Source organism: Alteromonas sp. CNT1-28, from assembly GCF_022348345.1.
Taxonomy (GTDB): Bacteria; Pseudomonadota; Gammaproteobacteria; order Enterobacterales; family Alteromonadaceae; genus Alteromonas; species Alteromonas macleodii.
Genome location: NZ_JAKREZ010000035.1, coordinates 13,954 through 37,471, shown reverse-complemented (window position 1 = coordinate 37,471; position 23,518 = coordinate 13,954). Strand labels below are relative to the sequence as shown.

At 44.4% G+C, this 23,518-nt stretch carries 19 protein-coding genes; 8 read left to right on the top strand and 11 right to left on the bottom strand.

The features are described 5' to 3' along the window. Window positions 1–26: 26 nt before the first annotated feature. Window positions 27–1,094, bottom strand: coding sequence for a sugar phosphate isomerase/epimerase (locus MHN02_RS17865; RefSeq protein WP_014997052.1), 1,068 nt, complete (start codon window positions 1,092–1,094; stop codon window positions 27–29). A gap of 36 nt (window positions 1,095–1,130) precedes the next feature. Further along, entirely contained in the window at window positions 1,131–2,285 is a 1,155-nt protein-coding gene (locus tag MHN02_RS17860; protein WP_014978074.1) for a Gfo/Idh/MocA family oxidoreductase, read from the bottom strand. A gap of 376 nt (window positions 2,286–2,661) precedes the next feature. On the opposite strand from MHN02_RS17860, the gene MHN02_RS17855 reads away from it, so the two are divergent. The 3 genes from MHN02_RS17855 (at window position 2,662) to MHN02_RS17845 (ending at window position 5,062) form a co-directional block, all read left to right on the top strand. Further along, complete coding sequence (locus tag MHN02_RS17855) at window positions 2,662–3,666, top strand: LacI family DNA-binding transcriptional regulator (protein ID WP_012516940.1); 1,005 nt, start codon at window positions 2,662–2,664, stop codon at window positions 3,664–3,666. 54 nt (window positions 3,667–3,720) lie between these two features. Then, window positions 3,721–4,674, top strand: a complete 954-nt coding sequence (locus tag MHN02_RS17850; protein ID WP_239247563.1) for a sugar phosphate isomerase/epimerase — start codon at window positions 3,721–3,723, stop codon at window positions 4,672–4,674. Between the two features lie 64 nt (window positions 4,675–4,738). After that, window positions 4,739–5,062 (top strand): DUF3392 family protein, encoded by a 324-nt coding sequence (locus MHN02_RS17845; RefSeq protein ID WP_014947959.1) that lies wholly within the window; start codon window positions 4,739–4,741, stop codon window positions 5,060–5,062. An 18-nt stretch (window positions 5,063–5,080) separates the two neighbouring features. Here MHN02_RS17845 and MHN02_RS17840 read toward each other — a convergent pair whose 3' ends face one another. Beyond that, a complete protein-coding gene (locus MHN02_RS17840; RefSeq protein WP_239247562.1) occupies window positions 5,081–8,950 on the bottom strand; it encodes an ATP-binding protein in 3,870 nt (1,289 codons plus the stop codon). An 80-nt stretch (window positions 8,951–9,030) separates the two neighbouring features. On the opposite strand from MHN02_RS17840, the gene MHN02_RS17835 reads away from it, so the two are divergent. Then, window positions 9,031–9,189: a hypothetical protein gene (locus MHN02_RS17835; RefSeq protein WP_014978070.1), complete on the top strand. Its 159-nt coding sequence runs from the start codon at window positions 9,031–9,033 to the stop codon at window positions 9,187–9,189. On the opposite strand, the gene MHN02_RS17830 is transcribed toward MHN02_RS17835, so the two are convergent. After that, on the bottom strand, window positions 9,186–9,704 hold the full coding sequence (locus MHN02_RS17830) for an HAD-IA family hydrolase (RefSeq protein ID WP_239247561.1): 519 nt from the start codon (window positions 9,702–9,704) through the stop codon (window positions 9,186–9,188). The genes MHN02_RS17835 and MHN02_RS17830 overlap by 4 nt on opposite strands. 281 nt (window positions 9,705–9,985) lie before the next feature. On the opposite strand from MHN02_RS17830, the gene MHN02_RS17825 reads away from it, so the two are divergent. After that, a complete protein-coding gene (locus MHN02_RS17825) occupies window positions 9,986–10,879 on the top strand; it encodes a DMT family transporter (protein ID WP_239247560.1) in 894 nt (297 codons plus the stop codon). A gap of 159 nt (window positions 10,880–11,038) precedes the next feature. Then, entirely contained in the window at window positions 11,039–12,838 is a 1,800-nt protein-coding gene (locus MHN02_RS17820) for a GGDEF domain-containing protein (RefSeq protein ID WP_239247559.1), read from the top strand. Between the two features lie 71 nt (window positions 12,839–12,909). Here MHN02_RS17820 and MHN02_RS17815 read toward each other — a convergent pair whose 3' ends face one another. The 3 genes from MHN02_RS17815 to MHN02_RS17805 all read right to left on the bottom strand — a co-directional run bounded on the left by MHN02_RS17815 (window position 12,910) and on the right by MHN02_RS17805 (window position 16,876). Then, window positions 12,910–14,433: a trehalase family glycosidase gene (locus tag MHN02_RS17815; protein WP_239247558.1), complete on the bottom strand. Its 1,524-nt coding sequence runs from the start codon at window positions 14,431–14,433 to the stop codon at window positions 12,910–12,912. A gap of 2 nt (window positions 14,434–14,435) precedes the next feature. Further along, on the bottom strand, window positions 14,436–15,674 hold the full coding sequence (locus tag MHN02_RS17810; RefSeq protein ID WP_239247557.1) for an MFS transporter: 1,239 nt from the start codon (window positions 15,672–15,674) through the stop codon (window positions 14,436–14,438). 167 nt (window positions 15,675–15,841) lie between these two features. Further along, window positions 15,842–16,876, bottom strand: coding sequence for a LacI family DNA-binding transcriptional regulator (locus MHN02_RS17805; RefSeq protein WP_239247556.1), 1,035 nt, complete (start codon window positions 16,874–16,876; stop codon window positions 15,842–15,844). Between the two features lie 306 nt (window positions 16,877–17,182). On the opposite strand from MHN02_RS17805, the gene MHN02_RS17800 reads away from it, so the two are divergent. Both MHN02_RS17800 and MHN02_RS17795 read left to right on the top strand, forming a co-directional pair. After that, window positions 17,183–19,441, top strand: coding sequence for a TonB-dependent receptor (locus MHN02_RS17800; protein ID WP_014947951.1), 2,259 nt, complete (start codon window positions 17,183–17,185; stop codon window positions 19,439–19,441). Window positions 19,442–19,721: 280 nt separating this feature from the next. Then, window positions 19,722–20,393: a haloacid dehalogenase type II gene (locus tag MHN02_RS17795; RefSeq protein WP_239247555.1), complete on the top strand. Its 672-nt coding sequence runs from the start codon at window positions 19,722–19,724 to the stop codon at window positions 20,391–20,393. Window positions 20,394–20,526: 133 nt separating this feature from the next. On the opposite strand, the gene MHN02_RS17790 is transcribed toward MHN02_RS17795, so the two are convergent. The 4 genes from MHN02_RS17790 to cheD (MHN02_RS17775) form a co-directional block, all read right to left on the bottom strand. Continuing rightward, window positions 20,527–20,787, bottom strand: coding sequence for a hypothetical protein (locus MHN02_RS17790; protein WP_239247554.1), 261 nt, complete (start codon window positions 20,785–20,787; stop codon window positions 20,527–20,529). Between the two features lie 437 nt (window positions 20,788–21,224). Further along, window positions 21,225–21,830, bottom strand: coding sequence for a chemoreceptor glutamine deamidase CheD (cheD, locus tag MHN02_RS17785; RefSeq protein ID WP_239247552.1), 606 nt, complete (start codon window positions 21,828–21,830; stop codon window positions 21,225–21,227). Window positions 21,831–21,867: 37 nt separating this feature from the next. Further along, the gene (locus MHN02_RS17780) at window positions 21,868–22,914 is read right to left on the bottom strand and encodes a chemotaxis response regulator protein-glutamate methylesterase (RefSeq protein WP_239247550.1); all 1,047 of its coding nucleotides are present in this window, start codon (window positions 22,912–22,914) and stop codon (window positions 21,868–21,870) included. Next, window positions 22,889–23,518, bottom strand: coding sequence for a chemoreceptor glutamine deamidase CheD (gene cheD, locus MHN02_RS17775; RefSeq protein WP_014947938.1), 630 nt, complete (start codon window positions 23,516–23,518; stop codon window positions 22,889–22,891). The genes MHN02_RS17780 and cheD (MHN02_RS17775) overlap by 26 nt, the downstream gene beginning before the upstream one ends.

Sequence of the window (23,518 nt, the reverse complement as noted above, 5' to 3'; positions counted from 1 at the left end):
AGTTATTGTTATCCTATTGATGGCGCTTAGCGCTCAAGGCCTAAAATACGATTATTCTTCGCTTCGCTTACGTCTCCACCAGCAAAGTCGTCAAACGCATATTTGCTTGGCTCGATAATGTGTGAAGCGATAAACGGTGCGCCCTCTGCTGCACCTTGCGCACTGTCTTTTAAGCAGCATTCCCACTCTAGTACCGCCCAACCTGTGAAGCCATACTGGGTAAGCTTGCTGAAAATACCTTTGAAGTCGACCTGGCCGTCGCCAAGGGAACGAAAACGTCCCGCGCGGTCTTGCCAGTCTTGATAGCCGCCGTACACACCGTTTCTACCGTTCGGATTGAACTCGGCATCTTTGACGTGAAACATTTTGATCCGGCTGTGGTAGCGGTCAATAAAGTCAAGGTAGTCAAGCTGCTGTAAAACAAAGTGACTTGGATCGAAAAGAATATTTGCTCGTGGGTGGTTATCTACAGCTTTTAAAAACTGTTCGAACGAAGCACCATCGTGCAGGTCTTCCCCAGGGTGAATTTCGTAGCATACGTCAACACCCGCATCGTCGAATGCATCGAGAATGGGTTTCCAACGCTTGGCTAGTTCAGCAAAGCCTTGTTCGACCAAGCCAGCAGGACGCTGAGGCCACGGGTAAACCAAGTGCCACATTAATGCACCAGAAAAGGTAGCGTGAGCTTTCAATCCCAAGCGCTTACTGGCAATAGCCGCACATTTGAGCTGATTAATTGCCCATTCGGTTCGCTCTTGTGGCTTGCCGTGTAAGTGTGCCGGCGCAAAGTTATCGAATAACTCGTCGTAAGCGGGGTGAACCGCCACTAGCTGACCTTGTAAGTGCGTCGAAAGCTCAGTGATTTCTACGCCTGCGTCTTTACAAATTTTAGCGATGTTGTCGCAGTACTCTTGGCTCTCGGCTGCTTTTTCTAAATCAAACAGACTAGGATCAGTAGGTACCTGTATTCCCTTGTAACCAAGCGACGCTGCCCACTTCGCCATATTTTCGAGCGTATCGAACGGCGCTTCTTTTCCCATGAACTGAGCAAGGAAGATAGCCGGCCCTTTTATAGGTTGTTGATTAGTAGCCATAAGCGCTCACCTTTTTCATTGTATGTTTTAATTGCATTACTGCGTTCCTTCCTGACTGACCGACTCCCATTTGGTGTCGCTGTCAGTACTGGCAAGCATGGCATCTATAAATACCATTCCGCGTATGCCTGAATTTATTCCTGGAACGCCATCAGCTTTGCCTTTTTGATTCGCGCGTACCGCTTTAGCAAAATCGGTATACAAGTTTGCCATTGCTTCTAAGTAGCCCTCTGGGTGGCCAGCTGGAACACGGCAACGTGCAGATGCAGCATCACATAACCCAACTTGACCTTGGCCGGCTCTAAACACTTGATAAGGGGCATCAACAGGGCGATAGATAACGGAGTTTGGCTCCATTTGACGCCACTCTAAACCGCCCTTGTCACCGTAGACGCGGATCTTCAACGCGTTTTCTTCACCAGCACAAACCTGTGAAGCAATCAACACGCCCGACGCGCCCTTCTTAGTTTTAATAAGCGCGGCGCCGTCGTCATCTAAACGACGTCCTTCAACATGCGTGTTTAACTCGCCGCATAACGAGGTAACACTGTCGTTTAATACAAACTCAACAAGTCCAAAGGCATGAGTGCCGATGTCGCCCATTGCGCCCGTTGCGCCAGAAATTGCTGGATCGGTACGCCACTGCGCTTGCTTATTGTGCGTTTCTTCTTCGCCAGACAACCAGCCTTGCGGATACTCAACATACACTTTTCGAATTTTGCCCAGCTTACCGCTTTCAACGAGATGACGTGCTTGCCAAACCATAGGATAACCAAGGTAGGTATGAGCCAAGCCGTATAGCGATTCACTGGCGTGAATAACATCTTGAAGCTCTTTTACTTCTGCAAAGCTAACGCCTGCTGGTTTTTCACAGAAAACATGAAAGCCCGCCTTAATTGCGGCAAGTGAAATAGGTACGTGAAGATGATTAGGCGTTACGATAACCACAACCTGCATGCGCTGCTGTTCAGGTAATTTGGCTTCTTCTTCTAACATTGACTGCCAGCTGTCGTATGTACGCGATGTTGATACGTTCAATGCAGAAGCAGTACGCGTATTATTTTCTTCGTTGCGGCTAAATGCGCCGCACACCAACTGGTAGTTCCCATCTAACCCTGCGGCATGACGATGCACGGCACCGATAAACGCGCCTTCCCCGCCTCCGATCATTCCCATTCGAATTGGTTGCATTGAAATTCCTCTGTGTGCAAACGCACTATTGGTGTTACTAATGCCACAAAATGTAACCCGTTACATTTTAATGGTCAATACAAAAAACAGCATTTTGTTAATCTAAAGTTTACAAATGGCGAGGTAATACCGGGGCTTTACTACCTTTAACCGCTTATTCCTGCACCAAATTTGAACATAACACTAGCTCAAATTTACATAAATCCTACAAATAACCTTTGACGTTTTAATGAAAGTGCGTATTCTTTTGCTTAAAATGAAAACGGTTACATATTAATTTCACGTAAATTTTGAATTCGCTACCATCGTATAGACCACACCTCTACTGGGTTAGGTTTACAATGCGCGAGTGAATTAACAAACAACAATAACGTAAATGGCAAATATTAGAGATGTAGCAGATAGTGCCGGCGTGTCGGTCGCTACCGTATCAAGAACATTGCAACAACCTGAGCGTGTTTCTCCTAAAACGCGCAATAAGGTGATGGCCGCTGTTCAGGCAGTTGGATATAAACCTAACTTAATGGCAGTTAAGTTTCGTTCGGGAAAAACGCACAATTTAGTGGTACTGGTGCCTACGGTAGCGAACGTATTTTTTGCCCGTGTTATTAGCGGTATGCAGGAAGCGGCAGCCGAACTGGGCTATTCCATTTTACTTGCCAATACGCTTGGTAATAGTGAAATAGAAAGCCATTACGCCAAGATGGTAAGTACTTCTCAGGCTGATGGGCTTATACAGTTACGTGCGCACAACCCATTTGATGCCACGATGATCAACGACAATGGCCTACTTCCCATGGTGAATGCCTGTGAGGTGATTGACGATGGCCAATATCCTGTTGTGTCGTTAGACAACCGTGCTGCAGCCAAAGCAATGACCGAGCACTTAATTTCATTAGGCCATACCCGTATAGCCATGATCAAAGGACCTAATTCAAGTCCGCTTACCCAAGAACGCTTGGTTGGATATAAAGACGCATTAGCGCAAGCCAATATTGCCTTTGATGAGAGCTTGTTGTTCCCGGGGGATTTTACATTACAGGCCGGATACAACGCAGGGGAAACCATTAGTCACCTTGAAAGTAGACCCACCGCCGTATTTTGTGAGAACGACGAAACGGCTATTGGTGCCATGCAAGCCTTCAAGCAAGCCAACCTACATGTTCCTAATGACATATCGGTGGCAGGTTTCGATGACATTGCGTTTTCAGCATTTGTGGATCCACCGCTAACCACTATTGCTCAACCTGCAGAAGAATTTGGTAGAACGGCGGTTACGCTACTGGTGGACCTTCTTAACGGAAAAATTCGCAAGGCCCCCAAAGTTATTATGCCGTTTGAACTTATTGTGCGTGAGAGCACGGGCAAAGCTTTGGGTTAATTGATGATAGCGATGCGTCATCACCTATGTACCACTACAGAAAAGGAGCAAGCAGTGAATTTAAGTAAAACAAACTTAAGTAAGACAGCAATTTTAGACGCGGCCAGTAATATTGGCTCTGGCGTTTCAAGACGACAGTTCATTAAATATTCATCTGGTTTACTGGCGGCTATAAGCGCTCCTGCTGTTTTGGCACGTACTAGTTCGGTTCAGGGGCATGGCAGTGATAAAGGAGCTATGATGAAGGGCATGCACAAAAGTGCTGTTGGTCTGCAGCTTTACACGCTTAGAGATATTATGAAAGTAAGTGTGCCGGCTACGCTTAAACTGGTTGCAGATGTTGGTTATTCGGAAATGGAATTTGCAGGCTACTTTGACCATAGCGCAAAGGAAATTAAGCAACTGCTTGATGACAATGGCCTAACTGCGCCTTCGGCTCATATTCAGTTAGACGCGTTCGATACTAACCTGTCACAAATTTTAGATGACGCACAAACCGTTGGTCACAAGTACTTGGTAGTTCCTTGGCTTAGCGAAGCCCAGCGTGGTACAGGCATTGCGCCATACCAAGCCCTTGCCGATAAGCTAAATACCATTGGCGAAGCGTGTAAGAAGGAAGGTATTACTCTTGCCTACCACAACCACGATTTTGAATTTGAAGTACGCGACGGTAAGACACCATTAGACGTGCTTATAACTCAGACCGACCCAGACCTTGTTGCCATGGAACTGGATTTATACTGGACGGTAAAAGCAGGTAAAAATCCCATTGATTACTTTAAGCAGTACCCAGGCCGCTTTAAACTTTGGCATGTAAAAGATTTGGCTGAAGACGGCAGTTTTGCTGATGTGGGCACAGGCACCATTAACTTTAAAGAGATATTCGCGCACGGCAAATTAGCCGGTATTGAACATAAATTTGTAGAGCGCGATCAGACCACCGACCGCATTGCCACTATTGAGCAAGGCTTTAAAGCAGTAAGCGCACTTAATAAGGGCGTTAGCTAACGCTTTTGACCTTACCGTGGTTATAATGGGCACACAGTAAAAACGTCATAATAGTAGTAATTTTATGAGTGAACTTTTCAGTGCCCTTTCTCGCGCCCTAAGCCCCTATTACACCGAAATGAGCATTATGCTTATGGCCACTATTCTAGTGGTGTACGGCGACCTGATTAACGGCCATGTAAAACGCATACTGGCACCTTACCATTTCACCATTCGCGTTAGTTTGTTTGTAGTGCTGTGTGCCTTTGGCTATGGCGCACTAACCTTGTACGGCGCACCTTTTTTAAAACACACCCTAGCCTACTTGCCTTGGCAGTACCAAGGTGCAGGCTATGTGGCATCGTTTCTATTGATAGGCTTTTTGGCGGAGAGACGTAGGTATATTTAGTTCTTTTAGATACTACCTTTACGCTACTGTTTTATTGTATTGCTCCACAAACTTTTTGGGTGGTAAGCTCATAACCTTTTTAAAGGACGTCGAAAAATAAGCTGCGGTGCCGAAGCCAACGTCTAGGCAGGTATCTAGAATGCTATTTCCCTCTAACAGTAACGGAATAGACTTTTCGATTCTGAAGCGTGAAAGAAACTCGCTGAAGTTGTATTCAAACAACTCTGACATTCTTCGGTTCAAACTTCTAGGACTTATCAATAACTGCGAGGCAGCTTGGTCTCTATTGAATGATTCATTGTGGTAGTTCTTTTCCAATACTGCGATAAAGTTCAAAAAGAACGCCATATCCTTTTCGTTATCAAACTCGGGGATTTTCAGGCATCCAAATTTAAATGCAGGCTCTTCGCTTTCCTCTTCCTCGCGCTCTTTTGCCTCTCTAACCGACAATAAATGCTCAACCCTAAGAGTAATTTCCTCTTTTGATACAGGTTTTGCCAAAAAGTAGTCCACTTTTTCTTCTAGCGCTGATTTTTCTAATTCAGTTCCGGTTTCCGCAGTTAACATCAATATGGGAATACTGGCATAGCTTACATTACCGCGAATTTCTCTTATTAAACTCAGCCCGTCCATTTCGTGCATCATTTGATCTGTGATAACTAGATCGACAAGGTAATGCTGCATAACGTCTAACGCCTGCACACCATTTCGCGCAACTAAACAGCGATATTTGCTAGAAAACAAATCAAATAGATAAGAGCGGAACTCTCTGCTGTCATCAACTATTAATAGTGATTTCTTGTTCGATTTGGCATTTGCGGGTGACAATTTTTCAGCATGCGAATTTACATACTCAATGTCATCAATGGGTAACGTTACGGTAACTTTAGTTCCAATGCCTTTTTGACTCTCTAACGCAATGTCGCCCTGGTTCAGTTCAACTAAGGTTTTCACCATTGCTAAGCCAACACCATGACCTTCATGCTCACTGCTCCCTTTAGTGAATCGCTCGAATACTTTTTTGTGAAAGTGCTCATCAATTCCTTCTCCGTCATCACTAACGATAACTTTAAGCACTTTACTATCTTGTATAGCGGCTACTTTTATTGTGCCAAGTTCTGGTGTGAACTTAATTGCATTTTGAATTAGATTTGCCAGGATTTTCTCTAAGCTGTCGTTAATGAGCGATATTTCTTTTTTCCCTTTAATACGTAATTCTAAATTCTGCCGCTTCTGCTTGGCTAATGGCTCTAGCGATAGGACGATGAATTTTATGTTGTCTGGCGAGTAGGATCTGTAGTAGTCGGCAGCAGCCAAGGCTTTAGGGACATCTTGACTCATTTGATTAATCAACTGTTCGACCCTTTTCATATTGTCCTGAACACATATCAGTTCTTTGCTCGCTGCATGAGCTGTTTTGGATATGCCTTCTAACGATCCATTGATGAGCTGAATTGGGGTGCGAAGTTCGTGAGTGATTTCGTTAATGAAGCGTTCTTTGCTGCGAAGCATCTTTTCAAATTTAGAGTGCCCGTCGGTTATTTCGTAGCGGGTAAGATGGTTGTAGAGTTTAGTAGTTTTAAAGTAGCCCCATACCTTGCTCAGATAATTGAGCTTGTATGCGATAATGAGACTTAAAGTAATAGTGAGATAAATCCAAAAAGCAAACCTTTGAAAGTATATCGGTGGCTTTACTTCAAACACTAATGTAGATATAGGGTTTCCAACTCCCATCACCCTCGCTTGAAACTCATAGCTTCCAGACCTAAGATCCGACAATGTGAGAAAGGCTTGTGATTGAGGATGCACGCTCCACTCATCGTCTATTCCTAGAATTCTGTACTCTAGTTTTTGAGTTTCATTCTCTGAAAAACTGTTAGTTCTAAAGTCCACTGCAAATGCATCAAAATCACTTTCTAGCATTATTGGGTTAGAGAGACCCCCAGTTGTTTGAAGCATCTTATGAGATTTCGAATCTTTAGCAGCCCAGTCGATACGGGTAAAAACAACTCTACTCTTAATATTTTCTTTGGCCTTCATAGCCAGAATGGCTTTCTTCTCAGAGATTACATATGAGTACTTGTCACCGAGGACAATTATGCGATCTCCCAGTTCTTGTATTCCACGGTATTCAAAGTCAGTATCAAATATCCCATCATTTTCATTAAAAGAAATTAAGTTACCGTCTGACGTTACAACAAAGAGCCCCATGTTTGATAAGAACCATAAGTTATCATTTGTGCTTAACAGAGCTCCCCTAATAAATCTTGCACCTGTATCTTCGAGTAGACTAGATGAAGCTATCTCTCCTGTACGCTTGTTGATAGATTTTATTCCCTGCCCTGAAGTACAGAGTAAGAAAGTGTTCTCCAGTTCAATTAAGCAAGTCAGTCCAACCCAATTGCCTTCATCAGGAGAAATTGACTTCCAGTTAAATTTGGACATTTGGATATGAAAATAACTATTGGTATCGAATCCTGCGATTTCACCAGAGGCAGTCAAAACCGAAGTGATCATGTTTTGAGGGGCAGGTATTTTATCGACTATCACACCTCTATCAATAATGTTATAAAACGCATTCTCCCCAGAGTCATGGTATACATAAGAATGGGAAACAGAGTTACTAGTGATGTGTGAATACTCAGAACTGCAGAAGTCGTAGCCAGAAACTGTATTTGTAAATTCCGCACTAATTTCGTTCAACAATTCATCAATACAACTATTATTCTCCCAAAAACTAAATGGCTTTACCTCCCCTGTTTTCAAATCAATGAGAAAGCCTTGATCTTTTGTGCCTACGGCATACCCAAAATCACTGCTGGTGCCAAATGATTTAATGTTCTTTCTAAAGACCTGGCCATTTTGATGGACAAGATTTATAGCTTCATGTGAGTGAGAAATAGAAACAAGCCCTAGCTGAGAAGACGCTATTAATAATTCTCCCGACGGTAATTCTGCAATTTTTACAATGCTTTTTATTCCATCAGAAGTTATCAAAGGTGACATAAAGTCAGGTTTGATTATTCGTCCTTCTTTGATTTCGAATAGGCCTCCTGCTGCGACATATAACCTACCTAATTCTGAAACATAAACATCTGAAATAGAGCTGGATGAACTTGGAATTTTGAACGGATAAAATCGCTTTTCGTTAGTTGACATGTCCCAAGCATAAACTCCTTCTTTTCCACCGATATGAACTATAGAGTCATACGCTGAGACTGCGTCAACTGAAGAGAGAGCGGTCAAGGAATTGTCAACCGCTATCAACTCACTGACCTTCCTGTCAGGATCAACTATCACTAATCCGTCTTTAGACGCTAAGAAGACCAGACCGCTCTTTGATACCGAGAGCGATAAGACTCTTTCTACGTTTCCGACACCAACATTTGATGCCCAACTTTGTAGCTCACCCGTCGCAATGTCTACAACGATAATGCCGCTTATCAAAGAAACAACAACATAGTGTTCCAAGACTCCTATCTTCCATGCATATTTGGGCCACTTACTTTCGTGATGAAAACTTTCTGCTAGACCAGTACCCACATTAAACTTGTAAACCCCTACTCCAAATTCAACTATCCATAGTGTTTCTTTCCCATCAAAATAAAGATCAGAAACCGTACCACGGGTGCTGAGAGTCGAATCATAACTTACCCTCTCTGACTGTCCTCCCAAGTACTTAAACACACCATTTTCAGATGCAATATAAACAGCATCACCAACTACTTCGATGTCTCTTATGATACCTGCGGGAATACCTGCGAACTTAGTTTTACCATTTAATGTAACGCCAAGAGCTCTAGCATCATTTGAAATAATGAGACAGAAAAACATCAATATTGCGCCAAACACGAAAAAGTGCTTAATGAATCTCTTTTCTGTCTTCAATCGCAAATCCATATGTCAGTAGCCTTGTTAACCTTTCTGCGCTTTTTAGCTATTTGAAATTAATTGAAAAGGAATTAACTATGAGTATCGAACAAAATATGAACATGCAAGAGCTAAGAGAAGAAGAGTATACTAAAGTATATGCGGGCATCGGAAACCCATGCTTTGTAGAAGAAGAATTGATGACGATCTTACCCGAAGTACCGACTCCACCTTCAGGGCATAAAATTGATCTCTAAACCAAAAACCACTTCATCCCAGCATTCTCGGCGGCTTGCTGGTCATAAATAAAGTCGCCTACATACAGGCAGTCTTCAGGTTGAAGCTGCCATGTGTTCGCCACCATCAATAATGCGGTTGGGTCGGGCTTGGCTGGGGCATCTTCGCGGGTTAGCACGTAATCGATGGGAATGCTGTTATTTGCTACCTTAATTGCGGTGGCTTGGCGGCAGTTGCGGGTAACTATTGCCATGGGTAAATTGTGTGCCTGCACCTTTTCTACCATGGCTTTGCCAATGGGTAACCACTTAGCATTTTGCGCATCGTCAAGTTCGTGCTGCAATATAGCGCGGTGTGCACTCGCTTTGGCTTCGGCGCAGCTAAGGGCATCTACAAAGGTAAGTATATCTTCGTTTTGTGGGCAGCCTACGTCGGCGCGCATTTGCGTGAAGTTAAGGCTAGACTCTACCAAGGTGCCGTCTAAATCGAATATTACACCTTTAATGCCGGTTAAGTTCATCTGCTCTACGCTCACGCTTTTATCGTCCTTTTACTTCACTATTATTCTTAAACTTCGGTTAACGCCCACTTAATTGAGTACAGCGCTTAACTTACTCACGAATCTTACCACCAACATAATGCCACGAATGCCTTTAGCCTTCTGTTACGTTTGCTTAAGGCTTCAATATATTTAGTTAAAAACTACTGATGTGATTTAAGTTTACCCCGCCCACACCTTGCATTAGCATAGCCGCTCTTTTTGGCAAGCTACTTATTTGCCCCAGCGTTTTTGGGCAAAGTTTTAACAGGTAATTTATGGGTGTTTTTGCTGCGCTAGGTACAGCGCTTTGTTGGGCAATTGCTGCGCGTTTATTCCGTGGAACGGGTAACGCATTTTCGCCGCTTACCATGAACTTTTGGAAAGGGCTTATTTCTATTGCCATTTTGGCAGTGGTTTTAGTAGTGGTTCAGCCAATGGGGCTTAGTACTCATGCTGTTTTGTGGTTATTGCTTAGCGGGCTTATTGGTATAGGCATTGGCGACACCTGCTTTTTTAAAGCCTTGCAAAGCATTGGCGATAGCCAAGCGGTGCTGGTCGCCGAAACCCTTGCGCCTTTATTCACTGCCCTTTTTGCTATGGCGTTTATTGGCGAATGGATTACCTGGCAGCAGTGGGTTGGCGTTGCAGTGGTACTGTTTTCGGTAGATATGGTTATAAAGGTACGTAAACGCAGCACTACTCATGTATTTGCTACCAGTGGCTATTTGTATGGTGTGGGCGCGGCGTTATGTCAGGCAGTTGGTGCCGTAGTTAGCCGCGACATTTTAAGTGCCGGTGAAATTGACGCTGCCAGCGCTGCGTTCTTGCGCCTTGTGGGCGGTATGGTATTTGTGGTGCCATTTATAGCCATAACCAAAACGCGCTACATGCCCGTTATTAACTATGAAAGCGACAGTGGAAAACGTGTATGGCCTGCTTTTGTGTTAGCCACGTTACTTGGCACTACTGCCGCTATTTACCTACAAATGTTTGCATTCGCTTATGCGAAAGCGGCCGTGGTTCAAACCCTTATTGCTACAAGCGCATTAATGTCGCTAGGGGTTGCATGGGTACTTGGTGAACGGGCGACTAAAGCAACTATTGTATGGTCAGCCGTTGCCTTGGTCGGAGTAGCTATATTGGTTAGTTTTGGATCGCCTACCCATTAGCAATGTAGGGTAAATACTTAACACGTGCCTATATAGCCCAACGTTTTAAAAAATAGTAGACGCATTAAGATACAAAAAATACGTAACTTTTAGGTGCCCCGTGTAGTAGTTCTGGGCTCAAATCGATATTATGAAGAAAAAACAAAAACGTTATTTCTCATGTTTCAAAGGTTATCTTTAACAGTATTCTCTTTTTTGAGCGTTGCGCTAGCTTCTTTTGCCGCGTTGGCAAACGACAACATCGATGCCGTTATCGAAAAGGTACGCACGCCTTCGTATGATTGCCCTAATCAGTCTCTACTTCCAGAACTTGAAGACACACTTGCTCTTGAGTCGCTTACATCACAACAACGTTTTGCCTTAACCGTAGCCAAAGGGCAGTTTTTAATTTGCCGTGGTAAGTACGAAGAGGCTGAAACTATGCTGCTTAAAGCCATTATGCAAAGCAATATTGATGAAAGCTCTTATGCGTTTGCATCGGCTATTTATCAAATTGGCTTTTCTTATGACGCCAGAGAAAACCCTGCACGCTGTAAGTACTACCAACAAGCCCAAGAACTATCATCGCCCGAGCGCCACAGCGATATCTTTACCAGCTCTTCTTTAGGGCTAATTAACTACTGCTCAGAAACCACTTCACCTGAAATAAGATTAGGTAAGATGTTTGGTGTGCTTAAGCGTTATTCAAACGACGGCAGCCCCGGTGAGTTAGCGCATATTCACAACGCAATTGGTTTACTATATGGCGATTTAGAGCAACATGCCTTAGCAGCAGAGCAATATCTAAAAGCACATGAAATGGGCTTGCTTGTATATGAAGGCAGTAATAAGGTAAGTATTCTTATCAGCGCCATTGTGTCATTGCTAAGCAGCGGTCAAACTGAGCGCGCCTACCAAAGCATTCTAGAACTAGGTGTACTCAATAGCGAAATAGACACACCGCTAACCAACTTCTTGTATCAGTATGCACTGTCTATTTACTATAGAAAAACAGAAAACTACAACCGACTTACCTACACCCTTCCCGATTTAGAAAAAGCGTCTTCGAACATCTCGAGTTCGTTAGGCGAACTTCTTGTTAACTGGCACAAAGCTGAGATTTGCTTACATGACAACGATCTCACCTGTATTAAGCAGTATATATCAGGTATTGAAGCGTTAAATGATGACGCGATACCGCCGGTCTTTCGTTCAAATTTGGATTACCTTAGCTTCAACGTGTCTATGTATATCGCACTGCAGGACTTAGCTAAGGCGAAAGAAGCGCACGAGATTTATTCTAAAGAAGTGACTAAGCGCCGTGAAGTTACTCAAGACTCGGCCTTAATTATTGGTGCTGCTAACTTGTATACCCGTATTTATGATTTGGAATCTGCGATTGAACAAGCGGAACAGCAACGAAAGAACACGCTGTATACCGCTATTGTTATTTTCCTTCTGGTAAGCGGTATTACTGGCTACGTACTTCGTAGAAAACACCTTGCGCGCAAAGCCATCGATCCCGTTACTCTGCTACTTAATGCGAATTCGGCGATAGCCCGCATTAACAAGCTTGATGCGCCGAAAAAAGGCCGGGCCATTGCCATTGCTATATTCGACATTAGCAACCTGCGTGAAATAACGCGGAAAATGGGGTCAACAAAAGGTGATTTAGTATTACGACAAATTGCACAAACGCTTCAAAATGTTACCCGCGGTAACGATATTTTAGGGCGATTTGGTACCGAGCAATTTATTTTATGTCTGCACAATATTGAAGAACGAAGTGCGCGACAGTTTTTCGACCGCGTACAGAACGCACTAGACAATACCTTTGAAAACGATGCCACTTCCGACCATATCGTGGTTGAGTCGCAGATGAGCGTATTTATCGCTCACGAGAAGATTACGGGGCTAAACGATATACTCGATGATATTGCCATGTCGATTGATATGGGTAACCGCTCAGGCAGCAATTAATATCTACACTACCAAAAAACGCGCGGCCCGTTGTTACGGTACCGCGCGTTTTTGTTGTAACGGAAGCTTGTTTACTGGTTCAGATATGCCTGAAAGCGGGTATACACGCCATTGGTCCACCCGAAACCTAGCTGAACGTCGTATTCACCGCCACCTGCTTTTATTTCCGGTTCGCACACATTGTACTTTTCAAGAAGCACACCGCTTGATGCAAAGTGACGCTCAATGGTTTTACAAAAGCGCAGCATGATGGTTTGAGCCTGCATTTCAAACCCATAGTTGCGCAGCCCTTCAACGGCAAACAGTTGAAGCGGTGCCCAGCCATTTGGCGCATCCCATTGTTGCGACGTCGCGTTTGAAGTGGTTACCACGCCACCTTCTTTTAGCAAGGTGTTCATTACCGCGGCGCGCACTCCCTCTGCCTGTTGTTCATTTGCGATACCAACGAACAACGGCACACACATAGCCGCTGACACTACATCGGTTTGAGTTTGTGTGGGGAAGTGATAGTCAAAATAGCCCGCCTTTTCAGCATTAAACAAATAGGTGTTTATTGCCTTAATTCGTGCTGTAGATGCCGCACTGTAGCGCGCTTGCTCGGCACCTTTAGTCACGCTTGCCAGAGTTTGTTCAAGCGTTACCAAAAGCGCATTTAAATCTACGGGAATAATTTCAGTTGTACGAATACTTGCCAATGAATTGGGATTAGCTAGCCAGCGCGAACTAAAGTCCCAACCCGATTCGCAAGCCGCGCGAACATGCTGGTAAAACTGACTTTTGTCAGCGCCTATGTGCTCTGCTGTTTCTATGTCTTCTCGATAAGACTCAGGGCGAGGCGTAGGCTCGGTGTCGAAGTAACGATTAAGTGTAGCACCACACGGCATGGTAACCGTGCGCAGTTGTGCTGCGCCCTTCTGTGACGCGTTCTCGCCCGCTTCATTCATCCAAAACTGGTATTCTTTCTTTAAGCCCCAGATAACGTATTCTTTTTGCTGGTCGCTTAGTGCGTCTTTAAGCAAATTATAAAACAACGCCAAAATAGGAGGCTGACTGCGAGAGTAATAATAGGCGCGGTTGCCATTAGGAATGCAGCCTACTTCATTTAAAATATCTACAAAGTTCACCAACATGTTAATTGCCATGTTGGTGCGCCCCGCGTCAATTAGACCTAACGCGGTAAAATATGTATCCCAGTAATAGATTTCGCGAAAGCGTCCACCCGGCACTATGTATGGACGGGTTAGCGCTATTAAGCTGTCTTTCTGCTCAGTGTCGGGGGTACGCGTTAGCACCTGCCACATATGCTCAATATAATCGGCTACATTTTCAAACTTGGTTTGCGATGTTGCGCTAATCATTTCTGGAATATCGAAATGGGTATTAACAAACGTAGCTAAGTCTACTGCTTCGCCGCTTTTCTCAGCATCTAAACACGCTTGTTCATAGGCCGCTAAAACGGTATTGAGATCGGTTTTAACAATAGCGTCAGCGAAGGTTTTGCTGTCTGGGAATAGCTGTGCCATTTGCACATGTTTAAACAGGTCGCTGGCAAAAAACGACAAGCTGTCGCGCCAGTTGTGTGAAGAAGAACTCATAGTTACTGCGCACCTTTAGGCGATAGAGAAGAAGACGCTCGTTTAAAGAAGAATAGGGTTACCACTAATGCACCGATTGGAATAAGCGATAGATAAAATGCTTGTTGGCCCCCTACTGCGTCGAAAATAAATCCAGTCACGATAGAACCTGTGGTTCCCCCAAGAGCCGAAAATACCACAATTAGCCCTGTCATAGGTGCATGTTGATGTTGAGGTAGCGCGCTTAGCATTACCGAGTTTAATACGGGGTAAATAGGCGCCATCATCAATCCAATTAATGGAATAAGGAACGCAGCTATTGGTGCATCAGCCCAGCTGGCTATTGTGCTGTCTGCCACGTTTTCGGCAAGCGGTAAGCTTAGTAGCATTACCGTAGCCATACCCGCCAAACAGATATTTAAGAAGGGATACCAGTTCATTCGCGTAAGTACTGCGCCCGCAGTTAAGCGCCCAACGGCCAGCGCTATCGCAAAGATACTGGTTATTTGAATGCTGACTTGAGTAGGTAAGCCCAGCACCTCTTTGTTAAAAGTTGGCAGCCACGAACCTATGCCCTGCTCTATTAACACGTATAAGAAAATAGAAAAGATAAACACCAGCACTAACGGCTTATAGGCCAATTTCAGCATGCTGAAGAACTCGCTTGCAAGGCCTTCTGATTGCGCTTTGTCCACAGGCTTTATAGGCGCCAATGCCACAACGATTAACGTAAAACCAACCAGCGCAGCTAGTAAGTAGTAAACGTTCAGCCAAGATAAAGAAGCATCGTTATTGGGGTCGATAAACCCAGCGAACACCCAGTATCCAGACAACACGCCCAACATAAAAATACCTTCAATGGTGTTCATTAACGATGAGTGCGCTTTAGTGGTAGACGACAGCTGACCAATAATGGCGTACACCGACACTTTCACTAGCGCAAATGCAGTACCTATGCAGGCAAACAACACTTTAATGAACCAGAAACTTGCGATAGAAGGCGTCAGCGCACAGGCAACGGCCACTAATGCTAACCCAAGTAACATTGAAAGCTTGTAGCCAACTCTTGGAATGAAGCTGGCCACTAGGAACGAGACAATAGCAATAGAAAGATCTTTAAAGCCTTCTAGTGTGCTTGCTTCTGGCTTACTAATGTCGAAGCTATTGATCGATTGCAGAATAACAGTACCCACACTGTTAAGTAGTATGGCAAATACGTAGTAGCTAATGGCAATGGCTGCAATGACCATGAATCGGGACATGTGTAAACACTCTGTTAACTGAATTATGCAGGAGTGTAGTCGTAAGAAAATAAAAATGCAAACGTTTGCAAAGCACTATTATTTTTTTGTTAGAGTTTAATATCGACACCCTGTTACCGTTAAATAATAGCGTTTATGCGTTAAAAAGCTGATAAAAAAGCGAAATATTAGTCGCTGTGCTGCGTAGAGCGACGGGCAATTAAGGTTGTTTCCACTACCTGGCTTTCTGTAGGTTTGTTTTCAAACTGGTTTAATAGCTGCGTAACCATCTCTATTGCGGCTTGCTGAGTATTCTGACGCACCGTTGTTAACGACGGGTGCATAAGTTCAGCTAAAGAAATATCGTCGTACCCCACTATGCCAACATCGCTTGGAATACCAACGTAGCGCTCTTTAAGCGCTTTCAATGCGCCCAACGCTACCATGTCGCTTACGCATACGATGCCGTCGAAGTCTAAGCCATTCGCTTTTATGCGCTCGTTAATATATTGGTAAGCCGCTTTAGAGGTAATGTCTATAGCGCAAGTGCACTGCGCATCTATTGGCACGTTAGCGTCTTTATGTGCCTGCGAATATCCCTTGTGACGTTCCTGCATTTCCGCGTGTTCAGAGTCTCCAAGAAACAAAATGCGTTTGGCGCCGTGGCTCAGCAAATGCTGGGTTGCCGTATAGCCACCCAGATAGTTGTCGCCGCCGATAATGGGATATGGCGCGTCTGTTTTTGCATCGCCCCACAACACAATGGGAATGCCCGACTGTGCTGCTCGGTCGATTTTGGCCGTAGATTTGCCTTGTCCAATGACAATAATGCCGTCGGCACGCTGGCTACGAATAAAGTAGTTCGCCCAATCGTCAGATGCCATAAATGAATTAGACAGCAGTAGCTCGTAGCCTTTGGCATTTAGCGCCTGATTTAGCTCTCCCACCAGCTTAAGCAGGAATGGGTCTGTAGTGCTTTGTTCGGTGTTGTCGATTAGATTTAAAATCACCGCTATCACGTGAGTTTTCTGTGTTCTTAAGCGGCTAGCGGCCGCGTTAATACTAAAATTGTGCTCTTTAGCTAGTGCCTGAATTCTGTTTCGGGTTTCCTGCTTAATAAGCGGGTTGTCTTTCAGTGCCCGTGATGCTGTCGAAGTTGATACACCAGCAATATCAGCCAGCTTCGCTAAGGTGAGTTTTGTTTCAGAAACCAATGTGACCATTCTCTAATAATTTTCGGTATACCGGGTTACCCGTGATAGCACTACAAAATATAAGCGTAAAACCGCTACCTAAACCGGATAAATCGTCGACTCTACAGCCGAATTCACAATATAGCGCGAATCGTCTTGGCGTAAAACCATGTTAACAACAATAAACAAAAAATTTGCAAACGATTGCATTTTATTCTTGCAATCGTTTGCAAACAGATCTATTTTGTTTCGCAATCGTGATGCGTATAACAATTTTTAAACCTGTTTAACGCATTCAGTTAACAACGCAATAGAACATTTTCGGGAGCACACACCATGAAAACGTTGTTTACAAAAGGAATGCTGGCGAGTGCAGTAGCGGTAGCACTAACGCAGCCTGCCATGGCACAAGAAGACGTAAAACAACAAGCGAAAGACAACGCAGAGATCATTGTTGTCAGCGGTACGCCAGGCGGCGCAGGGATTAGAAAGATTGACGCAAGCTTCGCGGTAACCAACATCGACGCTAGCGACATTGAAAAATTGGCACCTAAGTCTACGGCCGATTTGTTTAAGGCCATTCCAGGTGTTTGGGTTGAAAGCTCAGGCGGTGAGTCTGGCGCGAACGTATTTGTGCGTGGTTTTCCAGGTGGTGGCGATGCGCCGTTCTTAACGATTGCGCTTGAGAACTCTCCTATCTACCCTGCACCTACGCTATCTTTCCTTGAGAACTCTCAGCTGTTTCGCATAGACGATACCATTGAAATGGTTGAAGGTTTACGCGGTGGTCCAAACCCAGTAGTAAGCAACGGTCAACCAGGTCTTACAACAAACTTCCGCCTTAAACGTGGTGGCGAGTCGACAGAAGCGTCAGCGAAGTACACTATCTCTGACTACGGCCTAAACCGCATTGACGTGGTTGCAAGCGGCGCACTAGATGACGACTTGTACTACATGGTTGGTGGCTACATTAAGAGCTCAGAAGGTATTCGTGATGCCGGCTTTAATTCTGAGCAGGGTAACCAGTTCACCGTTAACATCACTAAAGTTTTCGAAAAAGGCGAGCTTAACCTTTATACCCGTCAAACTGACGATCGCGGTACTTGGTACTTACCTACACCTTTAAACGTTGAAGGTATCGACGCAAACTATACGCAAATTGGTCCATTGAATCGACAAGGCACCATTACGTATGGCCCTAATGATACTACTGAGTCATTCGACTTTGGCGAAGGTCGTGGATGGGACGGTCACGTAAGTGGCGGTAGCATTAAGCTTGACTTAGGCAACGACTGGCAGCTAGTTGACCGCTTTAACCTTACCAAAGGTGAAGCCAATACTTTTGGTCTTGTACCGAATGGTTCTGCAACTACCGTTGCAAATGTTGCCGACAATGGCGAATCAGCCACTGGTGCAGTAACTGGCACAGTGTATGACGGTGATACGCCTATTCAGCAAATCGGCCGTTGGGTAGTACTTAAAGATATTGAAGCTTTCACTAACGACCTTGCTGTGTCGAAAAGCTGGGAAGACTTCGATACATCATTTGGTATTTACAGTGCATCAACCAAAGCTAATGACTGGTGGAGCATTGGTAACACGGCTTACCACGTGTTGCAGCCAGGCGGCGAATTGCTAGACGGGATCGAATGTAACACTGACGCACAAGGCTGCGATTGGAACTACGACATCAGCTCTGTAGGTGATGCAAGCACGTTCGCACTTTATGCAACGGGTACGTGGTACGCAACCACAGACCTGAGCATCGACTTAGGGCTACGCCGTGAAAATCACGAAGTGAACTATTCGGTAGATGAAGATCTTGACGGCAAAATAACTAAAGCACTTGAGTACGACGAAACTAAAACGTCGTGGACGGTGGGCGCAAACTACGCGCTTAATGACACCAGCGGTGTATTCGTTCGCATGAACCGAGGCTATAAAATGCCTTATTTCGACGACTTCAGAGACAACTGGGGTGCCTACACTGGCGGTAACGACTTGATTCAAGAAGTTACTCAAGGCGAGCTTGGCTATAAGTTCATGAATGACAGCATCCAGTTCTTTGCGACTGCATTCGCAAACGAAGTAAAAGGCGATACGTTTGTACGCCGTCCGGGCGCACCGGCTGAAATTCTTACCAACGAAGCTTACGGTATAGAACTTGACGGTCGCTATAGCCACGATTCAGGCTTCTCGTTGAGCGTGAACGGAACTATTCAGGAAACTGAAATTACTGCCAGCGCCAATAACGAAGGCAATGAATCTCAGCGTCAGCCTGGTTGGCAAGTACGTGTAACACCAAGCTACGGCTTCGATATCGGCGATATGTATGCCACGGTATACGGTACATTATCAGCGGTTGATGATCGCTTTGGTAACAACGAAAACACAGTTGTACTAGAGGGATACGAGAAGATTGATGTAGGTCTAACTCTAGAGCCAACTGAATCACTTCGTCTTCAGTTCTCTGTTGATAACCTGACCGACGAACAAGGTATTACCGAGGGTGACCCACGTAATCCAGATTCACCAAACGGCCGCTACATTATGCCTCGTAGCATGAAGCTTAGCGTTTCTTACTTGTTCTTCTAAGAACAAAAAGCGCAACACCTAAAAATAAAGCCGGCCTTAGTGCCGGCTTTTTGTTGTTCGTTTCTCTCAATATATTTCGTTCAAGGTTTATGAGGCTATTGCTGCCTTTTCTTGCCCCCCTTTCTTGTTAGATTCTTCTTATATCCTGTCAGCGTTAATTCATCGACATTGGTCGTAATGTGCTTTAGCAAAACCAATTCTGTTTTACAGTGGTATAAGCAACGAACAAGCTAAAAACGAAACGTACCGTTTACTATCATCAACTATAGGAAGTTGAATCGTGACGCCAAAGGTTATTTTCTTCGATATTAATGAAACACTACTAGACATGCAGGCCATAAAAACAGGCTTAGCGTCGGTGCTAAACGGCGATGAGACACTGGTAGACTTATGGTTTGCTAACCTATTGCATCACAGTTTAGTGGATGTTGCGTCTGGACAGTTTCACGATTTCATTGATATTGGAGCCGCAGCGCTTACCATGGTAGCTCACAGTAAGGATATCTCTGTTGATGAGGCTACCGCAAAAGATACCATCAAAAAGCATATTACCCGATTGCCAGCGCACGACGATGTTGTTCCTACATTAAAGGCGCTTCAAAGTGCTGGTGTAACCTTAGTCGCGCTTTCAAACTCGTCTAAAGCCGGACTAGACGCACAGCTTGAGTTTGCCAATATTAAGCCCTATTTTTCCCATGTATTAAGTGTGGAAAGTGTACGTACCTACAAACCACATGCTGCGGTTTATCACTGGGCCTGTCAGCAGGCTAACGTAAAGAACGAAGATGCCATGATGGTGGCGGCTCATGGTTGGGATGTAAGTGGTGCTAAGGCGACAGGTATGCAAACCGCATTCGTAGAACGCTCGGGGAAAATGATGTACCCGTTAGGTCTTGCTCCCGATCACAACATTGCTTCGCTTACTGCGCTTATCGAAATGATAAGTTCGTAACGTGTTCTGTGCGAGGGCACAACGACCTCGCTGTGCCTGACCACTATAAATCTAGCGTAGTTGCAAAATAGTTAGGCGCAAACAAAAAAGTCTTACCGAAGTAAGACTTTTTTCAAATCGAAATACAAAACAATTAAACTTTTGCTAGCTCGGGCTGGTTTGGCTTAAAACCTTGTGTGCTGCAAGAATTGCGTTTCGTTTCTAGTGCGCTTAATTGACGCTTAAGCCATGACTTCTGAATACCTGACTTAGCTGCGTCCATTTCAGTGCTTACGCGAGTGATTTCTTTTCCGACGTTCACGCATGCTTTCTTATTCGGTTCAAAGCCGCCATTAGCCAAAACAGAAGAAGAAAACATTAAAGCTGATACTGCTATAAACGTTTGCTGTTTCATAAGAGTCCCCAACTACTCGTTATAATCCCGGGTTAGTGTCATACCGTAAGAATGAGCATATATTTGCTCTCAAATCTGTAAGGAATATAGCAGGCCTTTTATTCTAGTTAGGTACTACAAAACATACGCAGTAATAAAACTCTGCCTACCTTGTTCTTGCTAACGCACATAAGCCATTGTCTTTTATATTATTATGTCGACAATGATTTACCTTACCATTCCACTTACGTATCGATTTTTATATTTTTACGCACTAAATAGTGAGCCTATCCATAGTATCGGCTACAGCAACAGCATTCTGCAGCAGCATTACTCACTATTAAGCGTTGCTATTAAAACACCTTAGCTTTTCTGGAACAAGCCTAATAACGATAGGTAAATACAGGAGGAGGAATGAATCTTTACTATTAGTTTTCTAAAGCCAATTTATTAGAATATTAATCTTCAAAGAAATCGATATTTCCGCTCGAAGCTCTTTGAGATAACTCCCAGCGATGTTGGCTTTCTCTATTTATGATAGTAGCATTTTTCAATGTTCTGATCTTTTTCATAAGGACGCCGCCATCAGCAGGGAAAAAATAGATTTTTCTTGCATAGTCTTCACGTAGATCACTAGCTAAAATAATAATTTCTTCAGCCTCTAAATACCCTTCAATAAAGTCTGCATTTATTTGGCCTACATCCTGTTGCACAAAAGTTGGAACGACTTTTCCTCCTCCAAATATCTTTGCTTTTAGCCTTTTTTTACATGCCCCCAGCTTAATCAAGTCATTGATCAATACTTCCATGGCATAAATACCGTATCTCGCTGCCTTTTCGTGTACTTCAGTCACATTTTGTGATGCAGGAAGCATAAAATGATTCATTCCCCCAATTTTTAGCAAGGGATCAAAAAGACATACCGCTATACAAGAACCCAAAACGGTCACCAACATTTTGTTCGAAGTTGTCACGAAATATTGACCTGGCAGCAGCTTTACCGCTTGAATAGAAAAGCGTTCGTCAAAGTACTGTATTGGAGTCTCAAAATTTTCATTAACCATATTTTACAATACGCTGCTACATTTAGTGTTCGGGAAGCTAATATCTACTTCCCGCGCCCAATGCTTCTAGCGTATCTAGAATTGCATCTGAGATATCTTCTAACGGCTTGATAAAACTAGCGGCTTTCATTTCTACAGCCACTTTAGGCATACCGTAAACAACGCAGGTTTTTTCATCCTGACAAAACGTAACAGAGCCTTTTGTGTGCATACTCTTAAGGCCTTTTGCTCCATCCCGTCCCATGCCTGTAAGCAGCACACCCACCGCGTTTGCGCCAGCATGCTCAGCCAGCGAGTCAAACATCACATCAACGGAGGGCTTGTGTCCCGATACCTTGGGGCCATCATCAAGGGTTAAACGATAGTCAGCGCCGCTACGCTCTACTTTTAAATGTTTATTACCTGGTGCCAAGTACGCAAATCCAGGCAATAAACGCTCCCCTCCGTGCGCTTCTCTCACGGTTATTTCACAAAGGCTATCGAGCCGCTTGGCGTAGGTGGTTGTGAACCCTGGAGGCATGTGTTGGGAAATAATGGTGGCCGGTGCATTGCGGGGAAAATGCATGATAACGTCTTTTATTGCTTCGGTTCCCCCAGTTGATGCGCCTATACCAATTAACTTTTCGGTTCCTGTGTAGCGCATAGAAGCATGTTTTGTGCAGCGTGTTTGCGTAGGTTGGCCTAACCTCGAATGCGCTGCTGCTTTTATCTTTTCAACAATAACCGCCGCGTATTCAGCCATACCTTGCGCTACGCCGAGCTTTGGCTTTGCCATAAAATCCACAGCGCCTAGTTCGAGCGCACGCAGTGTTGCGTCGGCACCTCTTTCAGTCAGCGTAGATATCATCACAACTGGGGTCGGCATCGCCTTCATCATTACTTCTAAAAAACGTAACCCGTCTACCTTCGGCATTTCAATGTCCAGAGTAATAACGTCTGGCCTGAACTCTTGCACCATTCGCTTCGCCGCATAAGCATCCGGCGCCGCACCCACAAGCGTTAAACCTGGATCTCGGGTTACTATTTCTGAAAGGATTTGGCGGATTAACGCAGAGTCATCAACTACGAGGACTTTTATAGGCATGTGACTGTTCCGAAAATGAAATTACACCCGTCTTAGCTTGTTCAGAAAGTAGAACCCGGTGGGTAGATTCGCGCTCGTAGAGGGTAGCATTGTTAAACTCGCGAATACGCTTCATATAAACATTACCGTCGGCAGGAAAGTAATAAATTTTGCGAGCATAAGTAGACATTAAATCACTACTTATTAACGGTATGTTCGCGTCATCCAAATACTCCAAGACAAATTCAGCGTTTACTCGTCCAATGTCTTGCTGCACAAACCCAGGAAGCACCTTTCCTCCTCCGAATGCTTTAGCCATCAACTTATTTCGCCGTGCGCCAAGGTGTACAAGCTGATCAATTAACATGTTCATGGCGTGTACACCGTACTTTGTGGCTAGGCAAGCGTCGAGATTGGTGGTGAAGTTGAGGTCAGGCAACATAAAGTGATTCATACCACCAATCTTCTTTTCTTGATCGAAAATACACGCTGCTACGCAAGAACCAAGAATGGTTACCAGCGCTTTGTCTGAAGCAGTGGCATAGTACTGACCCGGCAATAGTTTAACGGCTTCTTTTTGAAGGCGGTTATCAAAGTATCGAATGGGGTTTTCGTCCTGACTCAT